The following is a 17,845-nucleotide window of genomic DNA, read 5'->3' on the forward strand; positions in this document are numbered from 1 at the left end:
TCAACCTCCGGTCACCGGGGGGAAGAAGGCGACTTCATCGCCATCATTGAGCGGCGTATCCAGCGGCACCAGGGTCTGGTTGACCGCCACCAGCAGCTTGCCCGATTCGAGCGCCAGGGCCCACTTGTCGCCGCGCTCGCACAAGGCCCCACGAAGCGCTTCGGCCGTGGCATAGTCGCTGGGCAGGCAGAGCTCGTCGCAGCCCACCAGCTCCCTTACTTGCGCAAAAAACAGTACCTTGATCATGCCTTCTCTCCTGCCTGGGAGCCCAGCTGGAAGTGGCCGGACTTGCCGCCCTTCTTCTCCACCAGCCTGACTTGCTCGATCACCATGTCCTTTTGCACCGCCTTGCACATGTCGTAGATGGTCAGCGCCGCCACGGACGCCGCGGTGAGCGCCTCCATCTCCACCCCTGTCTTGCCGGACAGCTTGCAGAGGGTACGGATATGGACCCTATTGTGCTCGGGCTGGGCCTCAATCTCTACCTCCACCCGGGTCAGGGCCAGAGGGTGGCAGAGGGGAATGAGATCGGCGGTCTTCTTGGCCGCCATGATGCCGGCGATGCGGGCGGTGGCGAACACGTCCCCCTTGTGGTGCTGACCGCCGAGGATAAGGGCCAGGGTCGCGGGGGCCATGGTCACGAAGGCCTCGGCGCGGGCCTCCCGCTGGGTGACCTGCTTGTCGGTGACATCCACCATGTGGGCTTCGCCGCTCTGGTTGAGATGGGTCAGGTTCATCTATTCCCCTATCGAAAAACAAGATGGATAATCGAGAGAAACTCCCGAGATCATAGATGGGACACGAAGTTGCACGGCCTGGTGCGGGCGTCCAGCTGATCCCGGATGAGCTGCTCCCAGCCGAGCTGGCAGGCGCCGGTGGAGCCCGGCAGGCAGCAGATCAGGGTGCGATTGGCGAGCCCCGCCAGGGCGCGGCTCTGCATGGCCGAGCCCTTTATCTCGGCGAAGGAGAGCTGGCGGAACATCTCGCCAAAGCCCTGTACGGTGCGCTCGAACAGCACCCCTACCGCTTCCGGCACCCGGTTCTGTTCATTGAAGCCGGTGCCACCGTTGATCAGCACCACCTGGACCGCCTCGTCGACGATCCACTGGCTCACCTGGGCCCGGATCCGGAACAGGTTGTCGGCGCACAGGGCCCGATCCGCGAGTTGGTGCCCCGCCTGGGTCAGAGCCGATACCAGATAATCCCCCGAGCTGTCGTCGGCGGCGGTGCGGCTGTCGGAGACCGTCAGCACGGCGATCTTGAGAGGGATGAATTCGCTGTTTTTGGGTGCCATGTTTCTGGATGCCATAGGACAAATCCTGTCAATCATTCATTGACCACGAGAGGAAGAAGAGGGGTACGCGTCGCCCGGCCATGCCGGTCGGTGAAAGCGCGCCGACAGGGGCGCCGCGTTGCCGGGAAGGGATTCTATCAAAAGATGTCTGGCGCAGGGGTTAAAAGGCCCATAAAAATCAAAGGCCATCGAAGCGGCGCTATCCGCTCCGATGGCCCGGCGCCTTAGAACCCTTCCACGCCCTTCATGTCAGGCAGCTGATGCGCTATCCCCTTGTGACAGTCGATGCAGGTATTCTGACCGCTTGCCAGGTTGGTGGAATGCATCTGGGCCGCCCGCCGCCCCTGCAGGGAGAAGTCCATGTACTCGAAGTTGTGGCAGTTGCGGCACTCGCGCGAATCCGTCTCCTTCATCCGCTGCCACTCCCGCTCCGCCATCTCCCGGCGGTGGGATTCAAACTTCTCGCGGGTATCCACCTTGCCGGTCAGCATGCCCCACAGCTCCTTGGAGGCCTGCACCTTGCGAATGATCTTGTAGGTCCATTCGTGGGGCACGTGGCAATCCGGGCAGCTGGCGCGCACCCCGGAGCGGTTCGCATAGTGGATGGTGTCGCGGTACTCCACGAAGACGTTGTCCTTCATCTCGTGGCAACCGGTGCAGAACTTCTCGGTGTTGGAGGCCTCCATGGCGGTGTTGAAGCCGCCCCAGAAGATGACACCGCCGAAGAAGCCCATCAGCAGCAGCACCCAGAGGGCTGCCTTCGAGGGGGACTTGAAGGTGGTCCACAGACGCTGGATAAAGCCGGGTAATTTCATCTGGGGGTCCCTCAGTTCAGCGCTTCAACTGGTTTAAACGTATTTTCCACCAGCGGCTTGGCATCCGCTTGCGGCACGTGGCACTGCAGGCAGAAGTAGCGACGGGGGGACACTTCGCCAAGGGTCATGCCGTCGCGGGTCTCGAAGTGCGTCGGGCTTATCTTGGGCGCCTTCATCTTGCTGGCGTTCTTGAAGCTGTGGCAGGCCAGGCACTTGTTGACCTTGTTGTCCACCTCGTAGTTGCGGGTATCGTGGGGGATCAGCGGCGGCTGATGCATGTACTGGCGATCATAGAGATCCCCATCCTTGCGGTAGTTCTTGAGCGGGGCGGCATCCGCCTCGGTCACCAGATCCGTGCTCCCCCGCTCCGACTTGATCCCCCCCGTGCTGTTGGTGATCTCGGGGGTGGCTGCCATCAAGGAGCCCGCCATCAGGCAGGCCAGCATTGCTCCAATCAGCTTTTTCATTATTTGTTCTCCGACGTTTTCTCTGCCTTGACGGCAAAACCTGTAGTGATTTCGAAAACTTGCTCCGCGCAGACATCGATGCAACGGCCGCAGTTGGTACACTCCTGAGCCACAATCAAGGGCCCGTGACCGCGCCTGGCCCCGTGAACCGGGCCGCGCAGGATGGGACGCTCCGGGCAGACCGCATAACAATCCATGCAGTTGCTGCACCGCTCACGCCCCCTGGCAGAAATCTTGATAAACCCGATCCGGTTGACCAGGGCATAGAAGGCCCCCACCGGACAGAGATGACCACACCAGCCCCGCTCCACCACGAACAGATCGAACAGGAACAGGGCCACCAGCAGACCCCAGCCCGCCCCCATGCCAAACAGCAGGCCGCGCATGGCCAAGGAGACCGGATTGACCAGCTCCCACACCAGCACGCCGGTGATGGCGGGGGCCACCAGCACCATGGCCAGCAGCCAGTAGCGGGTGTTGCGGTTGAACTGGCCGTTGCCCTTGAGCCCGAGCCGGGCCCTGAGCCAGGCGGCGGCGTCCGTGACCAGGTTGACCGGGCAGACCCAGGAGCAGAACACCCGCCCCCCGACCAGCCAGTAACCGGCCAGCACCACTGCCGCCCCCAGCCACAGGGTGGTGATGGGCCAATGGCCCGCCGCCACCGACTGCAGCAGGGTGAGCGGATCCGAGAGGGGCACCGTCTCCAGCAGCAGGGAGCTGGAGAGGTTGCCCTTGAGGATCCAGACCCCCGCGAGCGGCCCCAGCAGGAAGAGCCCCAGCACGCCGAACTGGCAGAGACGGCGCAGCAGCAGGAAGCGGTGGGCGCGCCACCACCCCAGCCTGGCGCTGGCCTCGGCCCCCGGATAACGACTCATAACCCCTCCGGTTTGCGGGTGGGCAGGGTGAGTCGCTCACCGATGAGGGACTTGCCCGCCTTGGCCTTCTCTTCCCAGCCGAGCCGGTAGTGATGACCCAGCTCCCCCTTGGCAAGCCCGCGGGGCACCACCTTGATGGCCGCCGTCTCCAGCACGCAGGCGTGCTCGCACTTGCCGCAGCCGGTGCACAGATCGCTGTGTACCGTGGGCAGGAACATGGCGTGCTTGCCGGTGCGCGGATTGCGTTGCAGTTCGAGGGTGATCGCCTTGTCTATCAGCGGGCAGACCCGATAGCAAACATCGCAGCGCAGCCCCAGGTAGTTGAGGCAGGTCTCGTGATCGATGAGCACCGCCACCCCCATGCGCGCCTGATCGATGTCGGTCATCCCCTGGTCCAGCGCCCCGCTCGGGCAGGCCGCCACGCAGGGGATGTCGTCACACATCTCGCAGGGAACGGCGCGGGCCTCGAAATAGGGGGTGCCCGTGGTCACGGGATCCAGCAGCCGGGCGAGCTTGAGGGTGTCGTAGGGGCAGGCCAGGGCGCAGAGCCCGCAGCGCACGCAGGCACCAAGGAAGTCTGCCTCCCCCAGTGCCGCCGGCGGCCGCAGTGCCTGGGCGGGCACCGCCTGCGCCTGCTGGCGGGCCACCGAGCCCAGACCCACACCCAGGAGGCCCACGGAGCAGGCCCCCTTGGCAAGGTCGGCCAGGAACTGGCGACGGCTGCGACTCATCCCCCCGGCCCCGCCTTACGCCTTCATGACCTTGACGGCGCACTTCTTGTAATCCGTCTCTTTGGAGAGGGGATCCGTGGCGTCCAGGGTCAGCTTGTTGACCAGCTGGCTCGCATCGAAGAAGGGCATGAACACCAGGCCTTTGGGCGGACGGTTGCGGCCGCGGGTCTCGACCCGGGTCTTCACCTCGCCCCGGCGGGAGGCGACGATCACCTCTTCACCACGGCGCACGCCGCGGGCCTTGGCATCTTCCGGGTGCATGAAGAGCACCGCATCCGGGAAGGCGCGATAGAGCTCGGGCACCCGGCGGGTCATGGTGCCGGTGTGCCAGTGCTCCAGCACGCGACCGGTGGAGAGCCACATGTCGTACTCTTTATCCGGTGCTTCGGCGGCAGGTTCATAGGGCAGCGCGAAGATGACCGCCTTGCCGTCCGGCTTGCCGTAGAATTTCACCCCCTCCCCCGCCTTCACATAAGGGTCGAACCCTTCGCGATAGCGCCACAGGGTCTCCTTGCCGTCCACCACGGGCCAGCGCAGGCCGCGCGCCTCGTGGTACTGATCGAAGGGCGCGAGATCGTGGCCGTGACCGCGACCGAAGGAGGCGTACTCCTCGAACAGCCCCTTCTGCACGTAGAAGCCGAAGTGTTCCGCCTCGTCGTTCAGCGCCCCCTTGCTCTGCTCTTTCGGGAACTGGTTCACCTGACCGTTGGCATAGAGCACCTCGAACAGGGTCTTGCCCTTCACTTCCGGCATCTTGGCAATCAGCTCAGCCGGCCACACCTCTTCCACGGTGAAGCGCTTGGAAAACTCCATCAGCTGCCACAGGTCGGACTTGGCCCCTTCCGGCGCCTTCACCTGCTGGTGCCAGAACTGGGTGCGGCGCTCGGCGTTGCCATAGGCCCCCTCTTTCTCCACCCACATGGCGGTGGGCAGGATGAGGTCAGCCGCCTGCGCCGTGACGGTCGGGTAAGGGTCGGAGACCACGATGAAGTTGGCCGGGTTGCGATAACCGGGCAGCCCCTCCTCGTTCATGTTGGGACCGGCCTGCATGTTGTTGTTACACATCACCCAGTAGGCGTTGAGCTTGCCGTCTTTGAGCATGCGGTTTTGCAGCACGGCGTGATAACCCACCTGCTCGGGAATGGTGCCTTCCGGCAGCTTCCAGATCTTCTCGGCGATGGCGCGGTGCGCAGGATCGGTGACCACCATGTCGGCGGGCAGGCGGTGGGCGAAGGTGCCCACTTCCCGCGCGGTGCCGCAGGCGGAGGGCTGGCCGGTCAGGGAGAAGGGACCCGAGCCCGGGGTGGAGATCTTGCCGGTCAGCAGGTGGATGTTGTAACAGAGGTTGTTCGCCCAGACGCCACGGGTGTGCTGGTTGAAGCCCATGGTCCAGTAGGAGACCACCTTCTTGTCCGGATCCGCATAGATCTGGGCCAGTTTTTCCAGCTTCTCTTTGGAGACGCCGGAGAGCTTGGCCACGGAGTCGACGTCGTAATCCGCCACAAACTTCGCGAAGTCGTCGAAGCTCATGGGGGTGGAGTCGCCGCTGTCCGGGTTTTTGGCCTTCTGCTGCGTCGGGTGAGTCGGGCGCAGGCCATAGCCGATGTCGGTGACCCCCTTGCGGAACTGGGTGTGCTTGTTGACGAAGTCCCAGTTCACCTTGTCGTTCTGGATGATGTAGTTGGCGATGTAGTTGAGGATCGCCAAGTCGGTCTGGGGCGTGAACACCATGCCGTTGTCCGCCAGCTCGAAGCTGCGGTGCTCGAAGGTGGAGAGCACGTGCACCTGCACATCCGGGTTGGAGAGGCGGCGATCGGACATCCGTGACCAGAGGATGGGGTGCATCTCGGCCATGTTGGAGCCCCAGAGCACGAAGGCGTCGGCCTGCTCGATGTCGTCGTAGCAGCCCATGGGCTCATCCATGCCGAAGGTACGCATGAAACCGACCACGGCGGAGGCCATGCAGTGACGGGCGTTGGGATCCAGGTTGTTGGTGCGCAGGCCCGCCTTCATCAGCTTGGCGGCGGCATAGCCTTCCCAGACGGTCCATTGGCCGGAGCCGAACATGCCCACCGCGGTCGGTCCCTTCTCTTTAAGGGTGGCCTTGAACTTCTCGGCCATGATGTCGAACGCCTGATCCCAGCTGATGGGGGCGAAGTCGCCATTCTTGTCGAACTTGCCATTGGTCATGCGCAGCATGGGCTGGGTCAGGCGATCCTCGCCGTACATGATCTTGGAGAGGAAGTAGCCCTTGATGCAGTTGAGGCCACGGTTGACCGGCGCATCGGGATCGCCCTGGGTCGCCACGACGCGGCCGGCCTGGGAGCCCACCAGCACGGAGCAGCCGGTGCCGCAGAAGCGGCAGGGCGCCTTGTCCCAGGTGATGGCAGTCTTGTCGGTGCTGGTAATAAGGTTCGCCGCCAGGGTGGGGGCACTGACTCCGGCCACGGCAGCGGCTGCCGCCACCGCATTGGCCTTCATAAAGTCGCGTCGACTCAGCTTCATGACATATCCTCGCATTGCTTAATCACATCAATGACAGCCATTGTCACGAGCCGCGCTGGCTCAGCGTCATGGCGCTTTATTGCTATACATCGGGCATCGCGAACCGCGCGGCCCAGCCTCGTGGCGCTATTCCCTGCCCTCGGCTTCGACTTCATCAAACTGGTGGTAGATCAGGGCGGCGGAGAGCACGCCCGGCATGGCATTGATCGCATCGATGGCCGCCATGATGGGGCGCTGGCTGGGCCCTTCCAGGGTCACCACCAGCTTGCCTTCGTCGCTGACGGCATGGATCTCGGCTCCGTCCAGGGCCGCAATCTGCTCTGCGAGCCGGTGGCGCAAGGGGGGCTGGGTCAGTACCACCAGGCTGGATACATGGAACTCTTCTCGGGTCATATGGTTGTTTTCCAACTTGCTCATCCCTTGCTTCATGTGGCAGATCCCTCATGGGGGGCACCCACCCTGATACTGCCGACCGGACAATCCGCCACGCAGGCACCACAGCCATTGCACGACTCGGTATGGATGCTGGGGGTGGGTACTCGCCCCAGCTGAGGAGAAAAACGGATGGCCTGCTGCTCGCAGCTGTCCTGACAGCGCTGGCAGAAGACCTGGGCACTGGCCAGGCAACCGGCTTCGATGTGAGCCACATAGTCCCAGGGCGCCTGGGTCGTCGGCCTGAACACAGGTGCCTGGCAGGCGCTGACGCATTCGCCACAGAAGGTGCACTCGCCACGCTGGAAGTCCACCGTCGGGAAGCCGCCGTCCCCCTTGATCAGGATCTGCTCCGGGCAGGCCGTCAGGCAGTCGCCACACCGGGTGCAATCGGCCACGAAGTCGGCCCAGGAGACGGACCAGGGCAGCTGCACCTCGGGTCTGGGCGCGCTCAGTCGTCCTCGAAACAGACTGCGGCGGGACAGATTGACCCCATCAGGCATATCAATTCCTCTTCACAGGACAGAATTCGAGCGCGGAACCAGTGACTGGCATTTTCAATACCAATTATAAGCGTGGGTGTATATTGCGACTCTCACAAGTCCAGTGATATACCACCAGGGAGATAAACAGGGGGGATTATTGCGCTGGATCAAACCCTTGGCGCAATAAGGCAGCAGAGGGGCAAGGTAAATTACCCCTATGTGAGGATTGCGTATTAATCGATGGCTATTTCGCTCTGACGGCCGGCACTCAGCCGCCGATGGAGGCGAGATGGGGGGTCATGCCGGCATTGCCCTCGTGCAGACGATGGGTGGCGGCCTTGCCGGAGAGCGCCTGGCGGATCCGCTGTTGCAGGGCCTCCTGCTGACTGTCGTCACTGAGCAGATCCCGCAGCTCCACCCCGTTGTCACCGAACAGACAGAGGTGCAGCTTGCCCACGGAGGAGACTCTCAGCCGATTGCAACCGGCGCAGAAGTCCTTGCTGTAGGGCATGATGAGCCCGACGCCCCCCTGTGATTCGGGGTGCATGAACACCTGGGCCGGGCCGTCGTCCACCGCGCGCAATTGCTGGACCCAGCCATTGCCAAGCAGTTGCGCCTTGATGAGCTCGCCGCTGGTGTGGTGGTCGCGAAACAGGTTGTCCATCTCCCCGGTCTGCATCAGCTCGATGAAGCGCAGCTCGATGGGCTTGTGCCTGATCCAGGCCAGAAACTGATCCAGTTGCTGGTCGTTGAGCCCCTTGAGCAGCACCGCATTGATCTTCACCGACTTGAAGCCGGCGGCCAGTGCCGCCTCTATTCCCTCCATCACCTCCGCCAGCTTGTTCTCGCCGGTGATCTGGTGAAACTGGCGTGGATCCAGGCTGTCGACACTGACATTGAGGGCATTGAGCCCGGCATCGAACCACTCCTGGGCACGCTCCTTCAAGCGGTAGCCATTGGTGGTCATGGCCACCTTCTCGATACCGGGGGTATTGGCCACCGTCTCTATGATGGCGGTGAAGTCACGGCGCAGGGAGGGCTCTCCCCCGGTCAGGCGCACCTTGCGGGTACCCATGGCGGCGAAGCCCGAGACGATGCGGCGGATCTCCTCCAAGGAGAGAAACGACTTACGCCCCTCCTTGTTTCCATCCGGGGGGCGATAACCGTCCGGCAAACAGTAGGTACAACGGAAATTGCACACATCGGTAATCGACAGGCGCAAATAGTAAAAACGACGGGAAAAACCATCTTCAAGTGGCAACATAAACACCTTTCCAAATACGGGAGGCCAGGGCATTTCTTTCCTGACCCTTTCAGCTCGAACGACGGCTGACGGCGTTTTCCCCCTATCTCAATGACTTAGGCAAAAACGCTCGGAGTTCATCTAGTTTTTCGATGCTAGCACATGTTGGAGTACACTCCCATGCTACTTTGTGGGGTCTTTGTCTGATCTGAAGGAAGCCAATCGGCATGGGAAAGTGGTTCAAAGTACACTCGGTCAGCAGCGCCATCGGCCGCTCCATGGTGCTGATCCTGTTCATGGCCAGCCTGATCGCCGTGGTGGCCATGGTCACTCTCTTCTACTCGGTACCCGACGCCAAGGCGATCAACCTGTCGGGCTCATTGCGGATGCAGGCCTATCGCATGGCCTACGAGATCGAGAAGGATCAGGCCGTCCTCGGCCGGCTCGACCAGTTCGAGCAGACACTCCACGCCTCCGAGTTGCAGGAGACCCAGCGCTGGATCACCCCCGCCTCCCTGCGCCGCACCTATGGCGAGGTGCTGCTGCAATGGCAGATGATGCGCGAGCACATCGAGAACGCCACCCCCAGCCGCTACACCGACAACACGGAACAGTTCGTCGCCGCCATCGATGACTTCGTCAACCAGATGCAGTATCACGTGGAGTTCAAGGTGCGCATGCTGGCCCTGGCGGAGGGGCTGGGCTTGCTCGCCATCATCACCATCGCCTGGTTCACGGTGCGTTTCACTCGCCAGCAGGTGGTGGCCCCCCTCAATCAGCTGGTCCATTGCGCCCGCCAGATCCAGCGCCAGGAGTTCGACCTGACCCTGCCCCCCCACTGCGAAAACGAATTGGGGGAACTGTCCGGCGCCTTCGCCACCATGGCGGACGAGCTCGGCAAGCTCTATCGGGAGCTGGAGAGCAAGGTGGAAGAGAAAACCGCCAAGCTGCAGCAGGCGAACGACACCCTCTCCTTCCTCTATTCCACCGCCCAGAAGCTGCACGCGGCGCCACTGAGCCGGCGCACCCTGCAGAAATTGCTGGAGCGGGCCGCCGCCCATCAGCACATCGACCATATCCGCCTGACCCGCTTCGAGCACAACGCCATGCCGGTCTACATCACCGGGCGCACCGGCTGGCCGGGCGATCTGGAGGCCGTGGTGAGCTTCTATCTGCAGATGGATGAGGAGGAGTACGGTAGGCTCGACATGATCAGCGCACACCCCATCGACGAGCGGCTGATGAAGAACTTCTCCATGTTGCTGGCCCAGGTGCTGCACAAGGATCAGACCCTACTGCAACACCAGCGCCTGCTCTTGATGGAGGAGCGGGCCGTCATCGCCCGCGAGCTGCACGACTCGCTGGCGCAGGCGCTCTCCTACCTCAAGATCCAGTCCACCCTGCTCAAGCGCTCCGTCGCCAAGGGGGATAATGGCAAGGCCAAGGCCGCCATGGAGCAGATAGACGAAGGGCTCAGCAATGCCTATACCCAGTTGCGCGAGCTGCTCGGCACCTTCCGCCTCAGCATTGGCGACGCCAACCTCGGCGAAGCCATCGGTGTCATGCTGGAGCAGCTCAAGCCCCAGACCCGGGCCGAGATCAGGCTCCAATACGGACTGACCGACACGGATCTCGAGGCGGGGCAACACATTCACATCCTGCAACTGATCCGTGAGGCAGTGCTCAATGCCATCAAACATGCCTGCGCCCAGCGCATTGACGTTAGCTGTGAGACCCTGGCTGATGGTAACATCCAGGTTCAGATTGCAGATGATGGTGTCGGAATAGGGGGCGCAAGCTCGGCGGTGAATCACTACGGTCTCAGCATCATGAACGAGCGTGCCAGCAAGTTGCACGGTCAGTTGACCATCAGCGAGCCGCCCTCCGGGGGCACCCGTGTACACCTGACCTTTCCCACCAGCCTAACAAGAGACGCCTGATGGACGAGATGAAATATAGTGTTCTGGTCGTAGATGACCATCCCCTGATGCGCAAAGGCATTGTGCAACTGCTGGAGCTGGAAGATAACATCGAAGTGATAGGCGAGGCTTCTAACGGCACTGACGCCGTGGCCATGGCCAAGGAGTCGGAGCCGGACCTCATCCTGCTCGATCTCAACATGAAGGGCTTGTCCGGCCTCGATACCCTCAAGGCCCTGCGCGCCGAAGAGGTCACCTCCCGGGTGGTGATCCTGACCGTCTCCGACGCCCGCCAGGACGTGGTTGCCCTGCTCAAGGCCGGCGCCGATGGTTACCTGCTCAAGGACACCGAGCCCGACATGCTGCTGGGCCAGCTGGCCGATGTCATGACCGGCAAGCAGATCCTGAGCGAGCCGCTGCGCCCCTACCTCGAGAACATCTACGAGCTGGATCACCTGCAGCAGAAGCTGGAAAGCTTGACCCGCCGCGAGATGCAGATCATGCGCGAGATTGCCAAGGGTCTCTCCAACAAACAGGTCGCCTCCGTGCTCCACATCTCGGAAGGCACCGTCAAGGTGCACGTCAAGAGCCTGCTGAAAAAGCTCGAGGCCCAGAGCCGGGTGGAAGCCGCCGTCATGTACCTGGAGCAGCGCAACTAGGCTCCCGTTACCTGCCCCTTCCCATGTCAGCCAGGGCCCCGTCATCCCGGGGCCTTTTGCTGGCTGCCTCCCTCGCCTCACATAACGTCACAGACCCCGCATCTTATTGAGAAAATGAATTATTATGTTCAGGAGACGGCACATGGAGGGCACAGGGCATGACATCCGAACAGATCGAGCTGGTACAGAGGGCCTGGGGCAGGGTCACCGCCCTGAACAACACCTATGTCCAGGAGGTATATGAGGAGCTGTTTCGGCTCTCGCCTGAATTGATCGACCTCTTTCCCGATCCTGCGGGAATGCCGGTCGCCAAGGTATCGGATACCCTGAACACCGTGATCACCAGCCTGGAGCAGCTGGATGCCTTGAGCTTCATCATCCGGGATCTCGGCAGGCGGCATCAAAAATTCAAGGTGCAGTCACACCAGTTCGACCTGTTGAAACAGGCATTGACCCTGGTGCTGGCACGACGGCTGGGAGAGCATTTCACGCCGGCGCTCTCCGATGCCTGGTCACAGATGTACGACGAGATTGCCGCCCTGATGCTGGAAGGGCTCAGTCAGCCCACCGAATCCGTCGCATAGCCCCCTCTGCCATCACGCCCGAGAGAGAGTGCCGCTTAAGATGGACGGCAGATACCCATTTTGCAGAGGAATCATTTGCATTATGCGAACGCAGCCCCATTCTGCAGATGGGGCATGTACGAGCCCCTGCAAAGCCACCTGAATCCCTTCCTGAGCTATCCTCTCCCTGCCCTTGAATCAAATCTTAATAGCTTGATTACTAATGGATATTTAAATTATCGGCATCATTTTCCTGCCGTTCCTCCATTTTCCCCGAGCTCTGGCACAGTCACTGCATTGTCATATCCAGATGCAACTTATCGGAGGATGGAACATGAAACTTCAACACTTGGCACTGTTCCCCTTGCCCTCACACATACTGCCGGGCGGGAAACTCCCCTTGCGTCTGTTTGAGCCTCGCCACCTGCAGATGCTCAAGGAGTCCTTCATCGAAGATCGCGGCTTTGGCATCGTGATGGAAGAGACCACCAGCACGGGCACCTGCGGACGCATACTGCCGGTCGGCACTCGCGTCAAGGTGACTGATTTCTATACCCTCAACGATGGACTGCTCGGGGTCACAGTGCTCGGTCTGGAACGATTCTGCATTCATGAGCTGGAAACGGATGAATCCGGATTGCGCCACGCTCAGGTGGAAACCCTGCCCAACTGGCCGAGCGCGCACTCGGACTTCAGCGACAAGCAGCTGGTCAGCAGATTGCAGGAAGTATTTGAACAATATCCGGAACTGGATGAGCTCTACCCGGACAAGCAGTTCGACGACGCGGCCTGGCTCTGTCAGCGCTGGCTCGAAATCCTGCCCATGCCGATCTATGAGAAACAGATGTTGATTGCCAAACAGAACAGTGAAGCGGCGCGCCAGTTCCTGCGCCGACTGATCGCACAGTGAGTCAGAGAGTGAGTCAATACGTGATTTGCAAAACGCGAATATCCTGACCGGAAATTCTTACAATGAAAAGGCGGAATTCGCAATTTGCAATCACCGGTGGCGATAACAACAGATAACTCCGCTACCAGCCGCAAATAACAGGTCATGAAAAGTTGGCACGACTTTTTCATATAAGACCGTACAACCCGATTTATCCCGTGCTCTCTTCAGTATTTGCTGAAGAATTGGTCAACCACCAGGTTGACCATTTTTTTTACCCAAAATCGGGCTACGGAAGCCGGCAATGGCGCAGCAAACAGCTGCGCAGCCGGGCCAGGCTGATGGGCTTGGCCAGAAAATCGTTCATCCCCTGGGCCAGACAACGCGCCCTGTCCTCCGTCATGGCATTGGCCGTCAGCGCCACTATGGGAACCTCGCACCCCATGGCACGCAAACGGCGGGTGGCCTCCAGCCCATCCATCTGCGGCATCCGCATATCCATCAGGATGAGATCCGGTCGCCGCTCGCCGACCTGGGCCAGCGCCTCCAGGCCATTGCTTGCAAGCCTCACCCGGCACACCAGCTTTTGCAGCATGAGTGACACCACCAGCTGATTGACCGGGCTGTCCTCCACCACCAGCACATCCAGATCCAGCATGGAGAGCCCCTCGATGGCGGGGCTGGTCGACGCGATGCAAGGTGAGGCCATCCCGGGCAACTCGAACCAGAAGCAGCTGCCCTGCCCGGGGGTGCTCTGCAGGCGGATCTCCCCCCCCATGAGTTGCACCAGCCGCCGGCAGATGGCGAGCCCAAGCCCGGAGCCGGAGAAGCGACGGGTGGCCGAGCTGTCGACCTGATAGAACGGCTCGAACAGCAGCGCCTGATCCTCGGGGGATATGCCGATCCCGGTGTCGCTGACCGACACCCTCAGCCGTTCATCCTGCCATTCCAGCGCGAGCCGCACGCTACCGGCGGCGGTAAATTTCACCGCATTGCCGAGCAGGTTGCCGATCACCTGGGACAGGCGGACCGCGTCCCCCTGCAGATGAGATGGCACTTGCTCATCCAGCTGCCAATGCAGCGCTATGCCCTTGGCGCAGGCCTGCGCCTGCAGCGGCTCCACCAGGGCCCGGCACAGCTCGGCGGGTTGGAAGGGCTCGCAGTGCAGGGCCAGGGTATGGGATTCAATCTTCGAGAAGTCGAGCACATCGTCGATGATGGTCTGCAGCAGATGGGCAGAGTGGGTGGCGTGACCGAGCAGGGTCTGTTGCGGGGTCTCGAGCCGGCCATGTTGCAGCAGATCCAGCATCCCCAGCACCGCATTCATGGGGGAGCGGATCTCGTGGGTCATCATGGCCAGGAACTGGGACTTGGCGCGGTTGGCACTTTCGGCCTCATCCCGCGCCCGCGCCAGCTCCTGCTCGCGGCGGATCTGGCTGCCAATCTCCCGCGCCGTGCCCCGATAACCGATGAAGGTACCGCTGGCGTCATGGCAGGGCTCGGCATTGATCTCCATCCAGCAGGGGCCGCTCACCAGCGTCACCTGGGCGCGCATCGCCCGCACCGGCAGATGGCGCGCTATCTGGTGCTGATACTTGCACCAGGCGGGATCCTCCTTGTCGTGGGCAAAGTCATAGAGGCTGCGCCCCGCCTGGCGAACCAGAGCCTCCCCCTGATAGCCGGGGGCGGAGACATAGCTCAGCCTGTGCTCGGGATCCGTCTCCCAGAACCAGTCGGACGCCATGGCGGCAAAGCTGCGAAAGCGTTGCTCGCTCGCTTGCAGCGCCAGGGTCTTGAGGTCGACCTGCTCCTGCAGGCGCGCCCGATAGGCGATGTTGACCAGCGCCTGGGAGATGAGCGGGCGACAACGCTGCATCGCCGCCTTGCTCTGGAGATCGAAGGTGCCCGCGGCACTGTGCCGGCAGATGAGCACCCCCGAGAAGCCCGGCGCCTGCAACCCCGTCATCATGACGCTGGCCCAGCCCGCCGCCCCCGCCAGGGAGGCCAGCTCGGGCAACTGGGCCGGATCATAGATGACCAGGGTTTCACCTGCGATGGCGCGGGAGAAGAGCGGCGTCAGCGGCCAGGTGCGACCGACCTCCCCGGGTTGGGTGCTCAGATGGGTGCTACCCCGCCCCCCATCCCAGGCAACCACGTCAGCCTGTTCGAAGCCGATGAAGGGCTTGAGCGCCAGAATGAGGCTATCCAGCACCTGCTCCAGGCTCTTGGCCTGTGCCAGCGTCGCCACCCCGCACAGCAGGGCCTGTGACTCCTGACGGTATCTGGCCTCCCGCTCCCGGCAACGCATCAGCTCCACCAGCGTGGTTTGCAGCTTGTCGCCCAGGGTCTCGAGTTCGCTATTGCCTATCATCTTGTGTCCAGCACCTTGTCAGCTCTCGAGGAAGATTACGCTCGATACCATGAGGTTGCCATGCGCCAGCTCACCGTGGGGCAATCGCCCCTGCTCGCCGAAGGTAAATGGCGTGATAAAGGGAATCTCCCCCAGCCGTTGGCTGAAATGGCCGACGACATCGCCGAGCGCGTCTCCCAGCGCCAGACGGCAGCCCGCGCAGAACACCACCAGGGCGCCGATAGGCTGCAGGTTCCCCGCCATGCCATATTCGGGTTCGATGCGTACCGCATTCAGGCTGCGCTGAAGCAGGCCCTCCTGACTGCTGTACATGAGTTGCAGGCGCTCCCCCAACCGGGTTTCGGTAAAGAGGCGCAACCCTTCCCGCTCCGTCACCGCCTCGGGGTGGGAGAGCTTGTAATAAGGCATCTCATCCAGGGTTCCGACCTGGCGGGCCAGCGGGGAGAGGGTCGTCTCCCGCAGAATGGGACCCACTGCCCAGGGGAGCTGGCGCTCCGTCCAGCGGGCATAGACCCGGGCCGCAGGTTCATTGTCTATGGTCAGCACCTCGCGGCCATCCAGCGCGGTAATGATGCCATGGCGCTCGGTGGGCACATAACCCGAGTGGAACTGGAAGGCCAGCTGGCAATCGGGATAGAGCACCGCCACCACGCAGCCCTGGCGCCCCTCCCCCTCATCCCAGCACAGCTGCCACTCGCCGGCGACACCGTCGTCCGCCGCCGACCCGCCGACGACGGGAACCGTCGCCCCGAACTCGGCATCTATGCCCGCCAGCACAGCCTCTTCCTGCCCGGGGCTGGTGTGCAGCAGGATGAGTTGCGGCAACTCGCCGGGACGCCCGCCATCGGCGATGGCGCGGCGCAGCAGCTGGCGCACATCCAGCTCGTCCCCTGCCTGACCGGCCACGCCATAGGCTCCCTTGTCGTCATAGAGGGCCGCCACTGCCAGACTCCAGCCCAGCCGGCCATGATGGCCAGCCTGGGTCAGGATACCGCCACAGGAGCTGCACCCGATGAGCCGGGTTTGGGGAAAGCGGGCCTTGAGCGCACGGCGCAGTACCGCGGCATCGTGTGCTTGGGTAAAATAGACCAGCAACAACGACGGGGAATGAGGTGATTGAGCGAGCAACCGTTCAGCTATCTGTTGGGCGGCCAGCGGGGTCGTCTCGGCAAGAGAGTGAGCCGTCAGGAAGTTCAACACCATCTCCTAGTGGTATGTGATGCCGGGTCATCAAGCAAAAATCATACCTTTATCAAACAATTACCTGGCCAGGCGGACTAAACTGATGCGCACTGGCCTCCCACAGGATGACTGCATGTGGCAGAAAAATATCAATGACTTTGACCGGGTCGTCGCCATCGGCGGTGGTCACGGCATGGGTCGGGTGCTCTCTTCCCTCTCGTTTTTAGGCACTCGGCTGACCGGTATCGTCACCACGACGGATGATGGCGGCTCCACCGGGCGCCTGCGCAAGAGCCAGGAGTGCATCGCCTGGGGAGATCTGCGCAACTGCCTCAATCAGCTGGTGACCGAGCCCAGCATCGGCAGCCAGCTGTTCGAATACCGCTTCACGGGTCGCGGCGAGCTGGCGGGTCACAACCTCGGCAACCTGATGCTGCTGGCCCTCGACAACCTCTGTGTCCGCCCCCTGGATGCCATCCGGCTCATTAGCGACATGTTGCACATAGCGCCCAGCCTGCTACCCATGTCCGAGCACCCCACGGATCTGTGTGCCCACACCGTCTGTGGCGATCAGATCCTGGGGGAAGTCTCCATCGATCAGCTCACCACGCCGCCACGGGCCCTGAGCCTGAACCCGGTCGTACCCGCCACCCGCGAGGCGATCGACGCCCTGAGCCAGGCCGACATGATCATTCTGGGGCCAGGCAGCTTCCTCACCTCCATCATGCCGCCCCTGTTGCTGAGCGAGGTCGCCGAGGCGATCCGCGGCAGCGGCGCCATCGTCGTCTTCATCAGCAATCTGGTGGCCGAAAACGGGCCGGCTGGCAAGCTGACGCTGTCCCACCAGCATCGCTGGCTGGAAGAGCGGATCGGTCAGGGCCGGATAGATGCCATCCTGGCCCCCGAAGGCCATGGCGCTCCCGAGCTGCAGCATTGCCTGGTTCAGGCCAGTCTGGGTGAGGCGGCCCTGCCCCATCGCCACGATCGCCTCAAGCTTCGACAGGCGCTGGATGCGGTGATACTGAGCTGGTACGCAGAGCGTGACAAGGCGGGCTAATCCGCCATTGCGACCTAGTGATACTGGGCCAGATGGGAGAAGACCTGCGGCAGGGAGTGCTCGAGCTGTTCGAGCAGGCGAGCGGCCTCCTCCACATCCTCCCGGCGACAGGCAAGCTCCAGCGCCATCACCTGCTGATAGCTGGGCTCGGCACCGTAACTGCCACAGGAGGACTTCATGCTGTGGGCGAGGCGGGCCAGGGCGGTCCAGTCCCGCTGATCAAAGAGCGGCCTGAGCTGGGCGAGCTGCCCGCCCACCTCTTCGACGAACACCGAGATGACGACCGGCATCATGTCATGACCTATGTCATCTGCCAGTTGTCGCAGCACTTTCTGATCCAGCCACTCCATCTTCTCTT

General features: G+C 62.4%; 19 protein-coding genes and 1 riboswitch. Of the genes, 5 read left to right on the plus strand and 14 right to left on the minus strand.

The genetic code is table 11. From position 1 onward, the window contains the following. The 11 genes from moaD to moaA all read right to left on the minus strand — a co-directional run bounded on the left by moaD (position 1) and on the right by moaA (position 8,868). Positions 1–246: a molybdopterin synthase sulfur carrier subunit gene (gene moaD, locus ACWPWQ_RS10170; RefSeq protein WP_454009706.1), complete on the minus strand. Its 246-nt coding sequence runs from the start codon at positions 244–246 to the stop codon at positions 1–3. Further along, a complete protein-coding gene (gene moaC, locus ACWPWQ_RS10175) occupies positions 243–737 on the minus strand; it encodes a cyclic pyranopterin monophosphate synthase MoaC (RefSeq protein ID WP_454009707.1) in 495 nt (164 codons plus the stop codon). The genes moaD and moaC overlap by 4 nt, the downstream gene beginning before the upstream one ends. 50 nt (positions 738–787) lie before the next feature. After that, positions 788–1,294, minus strand: coding sequence for a molybdenum cofactor biosynthesis protein B (gene moaB / locus ACWPWQ_RS10180; protein WP_106887335.1), 507 nt, complete (start codon positions 1,292–1,294; stop codon positions 788–790). 224 nt (positions 1,295–1,518) lie between these two features. After that, positions 1,519–2,109: a cytochrome c3 family protein gene (locus ACWPWQ_RS10185; RefSeq protein WP_139439292.1), complete on the minus strand. Its 591-nt coding sequence runs from the start codon at positions 2,107–2,109 to the stop codon at positions 1,519–1,521. A gap of 11 nt (positions 2,110–2,120) precedes the next feature. Then, complete coding sequence (locus ACWPWQ_RS10190) at positions 2,121–2,576, minus strand: nitrate reductase cytochrome c-type subunit (protein WP_139439291.1); 456 nt, start codon at positions 2,574–2,576, stop codon at positions 2,121–2,123. Next, complete coding sequence (gene napH / locus ACWPWQ_RS10195; RefSeq protein WP_454009708.1) at positions 2,576–3,451, minus strand: quinol dehydrogenase ferredoxin subunit NapH; 876 nt, start codon at positions 3,449–3,451, stop codon at positions 2,576–2,578. Before napH ends, ACWPWQ_RS10190 begins: the two co-directional genes overlap by 1 nt. Beyond that, on the minus strand, positions 3,448–4,182 hold the full coding sequence (napG, locus tag ACWPWQ_RS10200) for a ferredoxin-type protein NapG (protein WP_454009709.1): 735 nt from the start codon (positions 4,180–4,182) through the stop codon (positions 3,448–3,450). The genes napH and napG overlap by 4 nt, the downstream gene beginning before the upstream one ends. A 15-nt stretch (positions 4,183–4,197) precedes the next feature. Continuing rightward, complete coding sequence (napA, locus tag ACWPWQ_RS10205; RefSeq protein WP_454009710.1) at positions 4,198–6,687, minus strand: nitrate reductase catalytic subunit NapA; 2,490 nt, start codon at positions 6,685–6,687, stop codon at positions 4,198–4,200. A 126-nt stretch (positions 6,688–6,813) separates the two neighbouring features. Continuing rightward, positions 6,814–7,104 (minus strand): chaperone NapD, encoded by a 291-nt coding sequence (locus ACWPWQ_RS10210; protein ID WP_226989672.1) that lies wholly within the window; start codon positions 7,102–7,104, stop codon positions 6,814–6,816. 8 nt (positions 7,105–7,112) lie between these two features. Next, positions 7,113–7,622, minus strand: a complete 510-nt coding sequence (napF, locus tag ACWPWQ_RS10215) for a ferredoxin-type protein NapF (protein WP_247626833.1) — start codon at positions 7,620–7,622, stop codon at positions 7,113–7,115. Between the two features lie 250 nt (positions 7,623–7,872). Beyond that, on the minus strand, positions 7,873–8,868 hold the full coding sequence (gene moaA / locus ACWPWQ_RS10220) for a GTP 3',8-cyclase MoaA (RefSeq protein WP_454009711.1): 996 nt from the start codon (positions 8,866–8,868) through the stop codon (positions 7,873–7,875). After that, positions 8,856–8,995: riboswitch (molybdenum cofactor riboswitch) on the minus strand. Its footprint overlaps the gene before it by 13 nt. A gap of 79 nt (positions 8,996–9,074) precedes the next feature. Here moaA and narQ point away from each other — a divergent pair. The 4 genes from narQ to ACWPWQ_RS10240 all read left to right on the plus strand — a co-directional run bounded on the left by narQ (position 9,075) and on the right by ACWPWQ_RS10240 (position 12,898). Next, positions 9,075–10,787 (plus strand): nitrate/nitrite two-component system sensor histidine kinase NarQ, encoded by a 1,713-nt coding sequence (narQ, locus tag ACWPWQ_RS10225; RefSeq protein WP_404838104.1) that lies wholly within the window; start codon positions 9,075–9,077, stop codon positions 10,785–10,787. Continuing rightward, a complete protein-coding gene (gene narL / locus ACWPWQ_RS10230) occupies positions 10,787–11,425 on the plus strand; it encodes a two-component system response regulator NarL (protein ID WP_005325544.1) in 639 nt (212 codons plus the stop codon). Before narQ ends, narL begins: the two co-directional genes overlap by 1 nt. 158 nt (positions 11,426–11,583) lie before the next feature. Then, a complete protein-coding gene (locus tag ACWPWQ_RS10235; protein ID WP_342057887.1) occupies positions 11,584–12,009 on the plus strand; it encodes a globin domain-containing protein in 426 nt (141 codons plus the stop codon). 313 nt (positions 12,010–12,322) lie between these two features. Beyond that, the gene (locus tag ACWPWQ_RS10240; protein ID WP_139439283.1) at positions 12,323–12,898 is read left to right on the plus strand and encodes an LON peptidase substrate-binding domain-containing protein; all 576 of its coding nucleotides are present in this window, start codon (positions 12,323–12,325) and stop codon (positions 12,896–12,898) included. Between the two features lie 268 nt (positions 12,899–13,166). Here ACWPWQ_RS10240 and ACWPWQ_RS10245 read toward each other — a convergent pair whose 3' ends face one another. Together ACWPWQ_RS10245 and ACWPWQ_RS10250 are read right to left on the minus strand one after the other, a co-directional pair. Then, entirely contained in the window at positions 13,167–15,248 is a 2,082-nt protein-coding gene (locus tag ACWPWQ_RS10245; protein ID WP_454009712.1) for an ATP-binding protein, read from the minus strand. Positions 15,249–15,266: 18 nt separating this feature from the next. Continuing rightward, positions 15,267–16,451 carry an FIST signal transduction protein gene (locus ACWPWQ_RS10250; RefSeq protein ID WP_454009713.1) on the minus strand — a complete coding sequence of 395 codons (1,185 nt, stop codon included), beginning with the start codon at positions 16,449–16,451 and terminating at the stop codon, positions 15,267–15,269. 112 nt (positions 16,452–16,563) lie between these two features. Here ACWPWQ_RS10250 and ACWPWQ_RS10255 point away from each other — a divergent pair, with 112 nt between their 5' ends. Then, positions 16,564–17,487 (plus strand): gluconeogenesis factor YvcK family protein, encoded by a 924-nt coding sequence (locus tag ACWPWQ_RS10255; RefSeq protein ID WP_139439281.1) that lies wholly within the window; start codon positions 16,564–16,566, stop codon positions 17,485–17,487. Positions 17,488–17,501: 14 nt separating this feature from the next. Here ACWPWQ_RS10255 and ACWPWQ_RS10260 read toward each other — a convergent pair whose 3' ends face one another. Next, the gene (locus tag ACWPWQ_RS10260; RefSeq protein WP_043132862.1) at positions 17,502–17,837 is read right to left on the minus strand and encodes an Hpt domain-containing protein; all 336 of its coding nucleotides are present in this window, start codon (positions 17,835–17,837) and stop codon (positions 17,502–17,504) included. Between the last annotated feature and the right edge of the window lie 8 nt (positions 17,838–17,845).

The organism is Aeromonas sp. Marseille-Q7275 (assembly GCF_965119515.1).

Excerpts from the sequence above, each read along its gene's own strand:
- moaD (WP_454009706.1), bottom strand. The coding sequence starts at position 246 with ATGATCAAGGTACTGTTTTTTGCGCAAGTAAGGGAGCTGGTGGGCTGC.
- moaC (WP_454009707.1), bottom strand. The coding sequence starts at position 737 with ATGAACCTGACCCATCTCAACCAGAGCGGCGAAGCCCACATGGTGGAT.
- moaB (WP_106887335.1), bottom strand. The coding sequence starts at position 1,294 with ATGGCACCCAAAAACAGCGAATTCATCCCTCTCAAGATCGCCGTGCTG.
- ACWPWQ_RS10185 (WP_139439292.1), bottom strand. The coding sequence starts at position 2,109 with ATGAAATTACCCGGCTTTATCCAGCGTCTGTGGACCACCTTCAAGTCC.
- ACWPWQ_RS10190 (WP_139439291.1), bottom strand. The coding sequence starts at position 2,576 with ATGAAAAAGCTGATTGGAGCAATGCTGGCCTGCCTGATGGCGGGCTCC.
- napH (WP_454009708.1), bottom strand. The coding sequence starts at position 3,451 with ATGAGTCGTTATCCGGGGGCCGAGGCCAGCGCCAGGCTGGGGTGGTGG.
- napG (WP_454009709.1), bottom strand. The coding sequence starts at position 4,182 with ATGAGTCGCAGCCGTCGCCAGTTCCTGGCCGACCTTGCCAAGGGGGCC.
- napA (WP_454009710.1), bottom strand. The coding sequence starts at position 6,687 with ATGAAGCTGAGTCGACGCGACTTTATGAAGGCCAATGCGGTGGCGGCA.
- ACWPWQ_RS10210 (WP_226989672.1), bottom strand. The coding sequence starts at position 7,104 with ATGAGCAAGTTGGAAAACAACCATATGACCCGAGAAGAGTTCCATGTA.
- napF (WP_247626833.1), bottom strand. The coding sequence starts at position 7,622 with ATGCCTGATGGGGTCAATCTGTCCCGCCGCAGTCTGTTTCGAGGACGA.
- moaA (WP_454009711.1), bottom strand. The coding sequence starts at position 8,868 with ATGTTGCCACTTGAAGATGGTTTTTCCCGTCGTTTTTACTATTTGCGC.
- narQ (WP_404838104.1), top strand. The coding sequence starts at position 9,075 with ATGGGAAAGTGGTTCAAAGTACACTCGGTCAGCAGCGCCATCGGCCGC.
- narL (WP_005325544.1), top strand. The coding sequence starts at position 10,787 with ATGGACGAGATGAAATATAGTGTTCTGGTCGTAGATGACCATCCCCTG.
- ACWPWQ_RS10235 (WP_342057887.1), top strand. The coding sequence starts at position 11,584 with ATGACATCCGAACAGATCGAGCTGGTACAGAGGGCCTGGGGCAGGGTC.
- ACWPWQ_RS10240 (WP_139439283.1), top strand. The coding sequence starts at position 12,323 with ATGAAACTTCAACACTTGGCACTGTTCCCCTTGCCCTCACACATACTG.
- ACWPWQ_RS10245 (WP_454009712.1), bottom strand. The coding sequence starts at position 15,248 with ATGATAGGCAATAGCGAACTCGAGACCCTGGGCGACAAGCTGCAAACC.
- ACWPWQ_RS10250 (WP_454009713.1), bottom strand. The coding sequence starts at position 16,451 with ATGGTGTTGAACTTCCTGACGGCTCACTCTCTTGCCGAGACGACCCCG.
- ACWPWQ_RS10255 (WP_139439281.1), top strand. The coding sequence starts at position 16,564 with ATGTGGCAGAAAAATATCAATGACTTTGACCGGGTCGTCGCCATCGGC.
- ACWPWQ_RS10260 (WP_043132862.1), bottom strand. The coding sequence starts at position 17,837 with ATGGAGTGGCTGGATCAGAAAGTGCTGCGACAACTGGCAGATGACATA.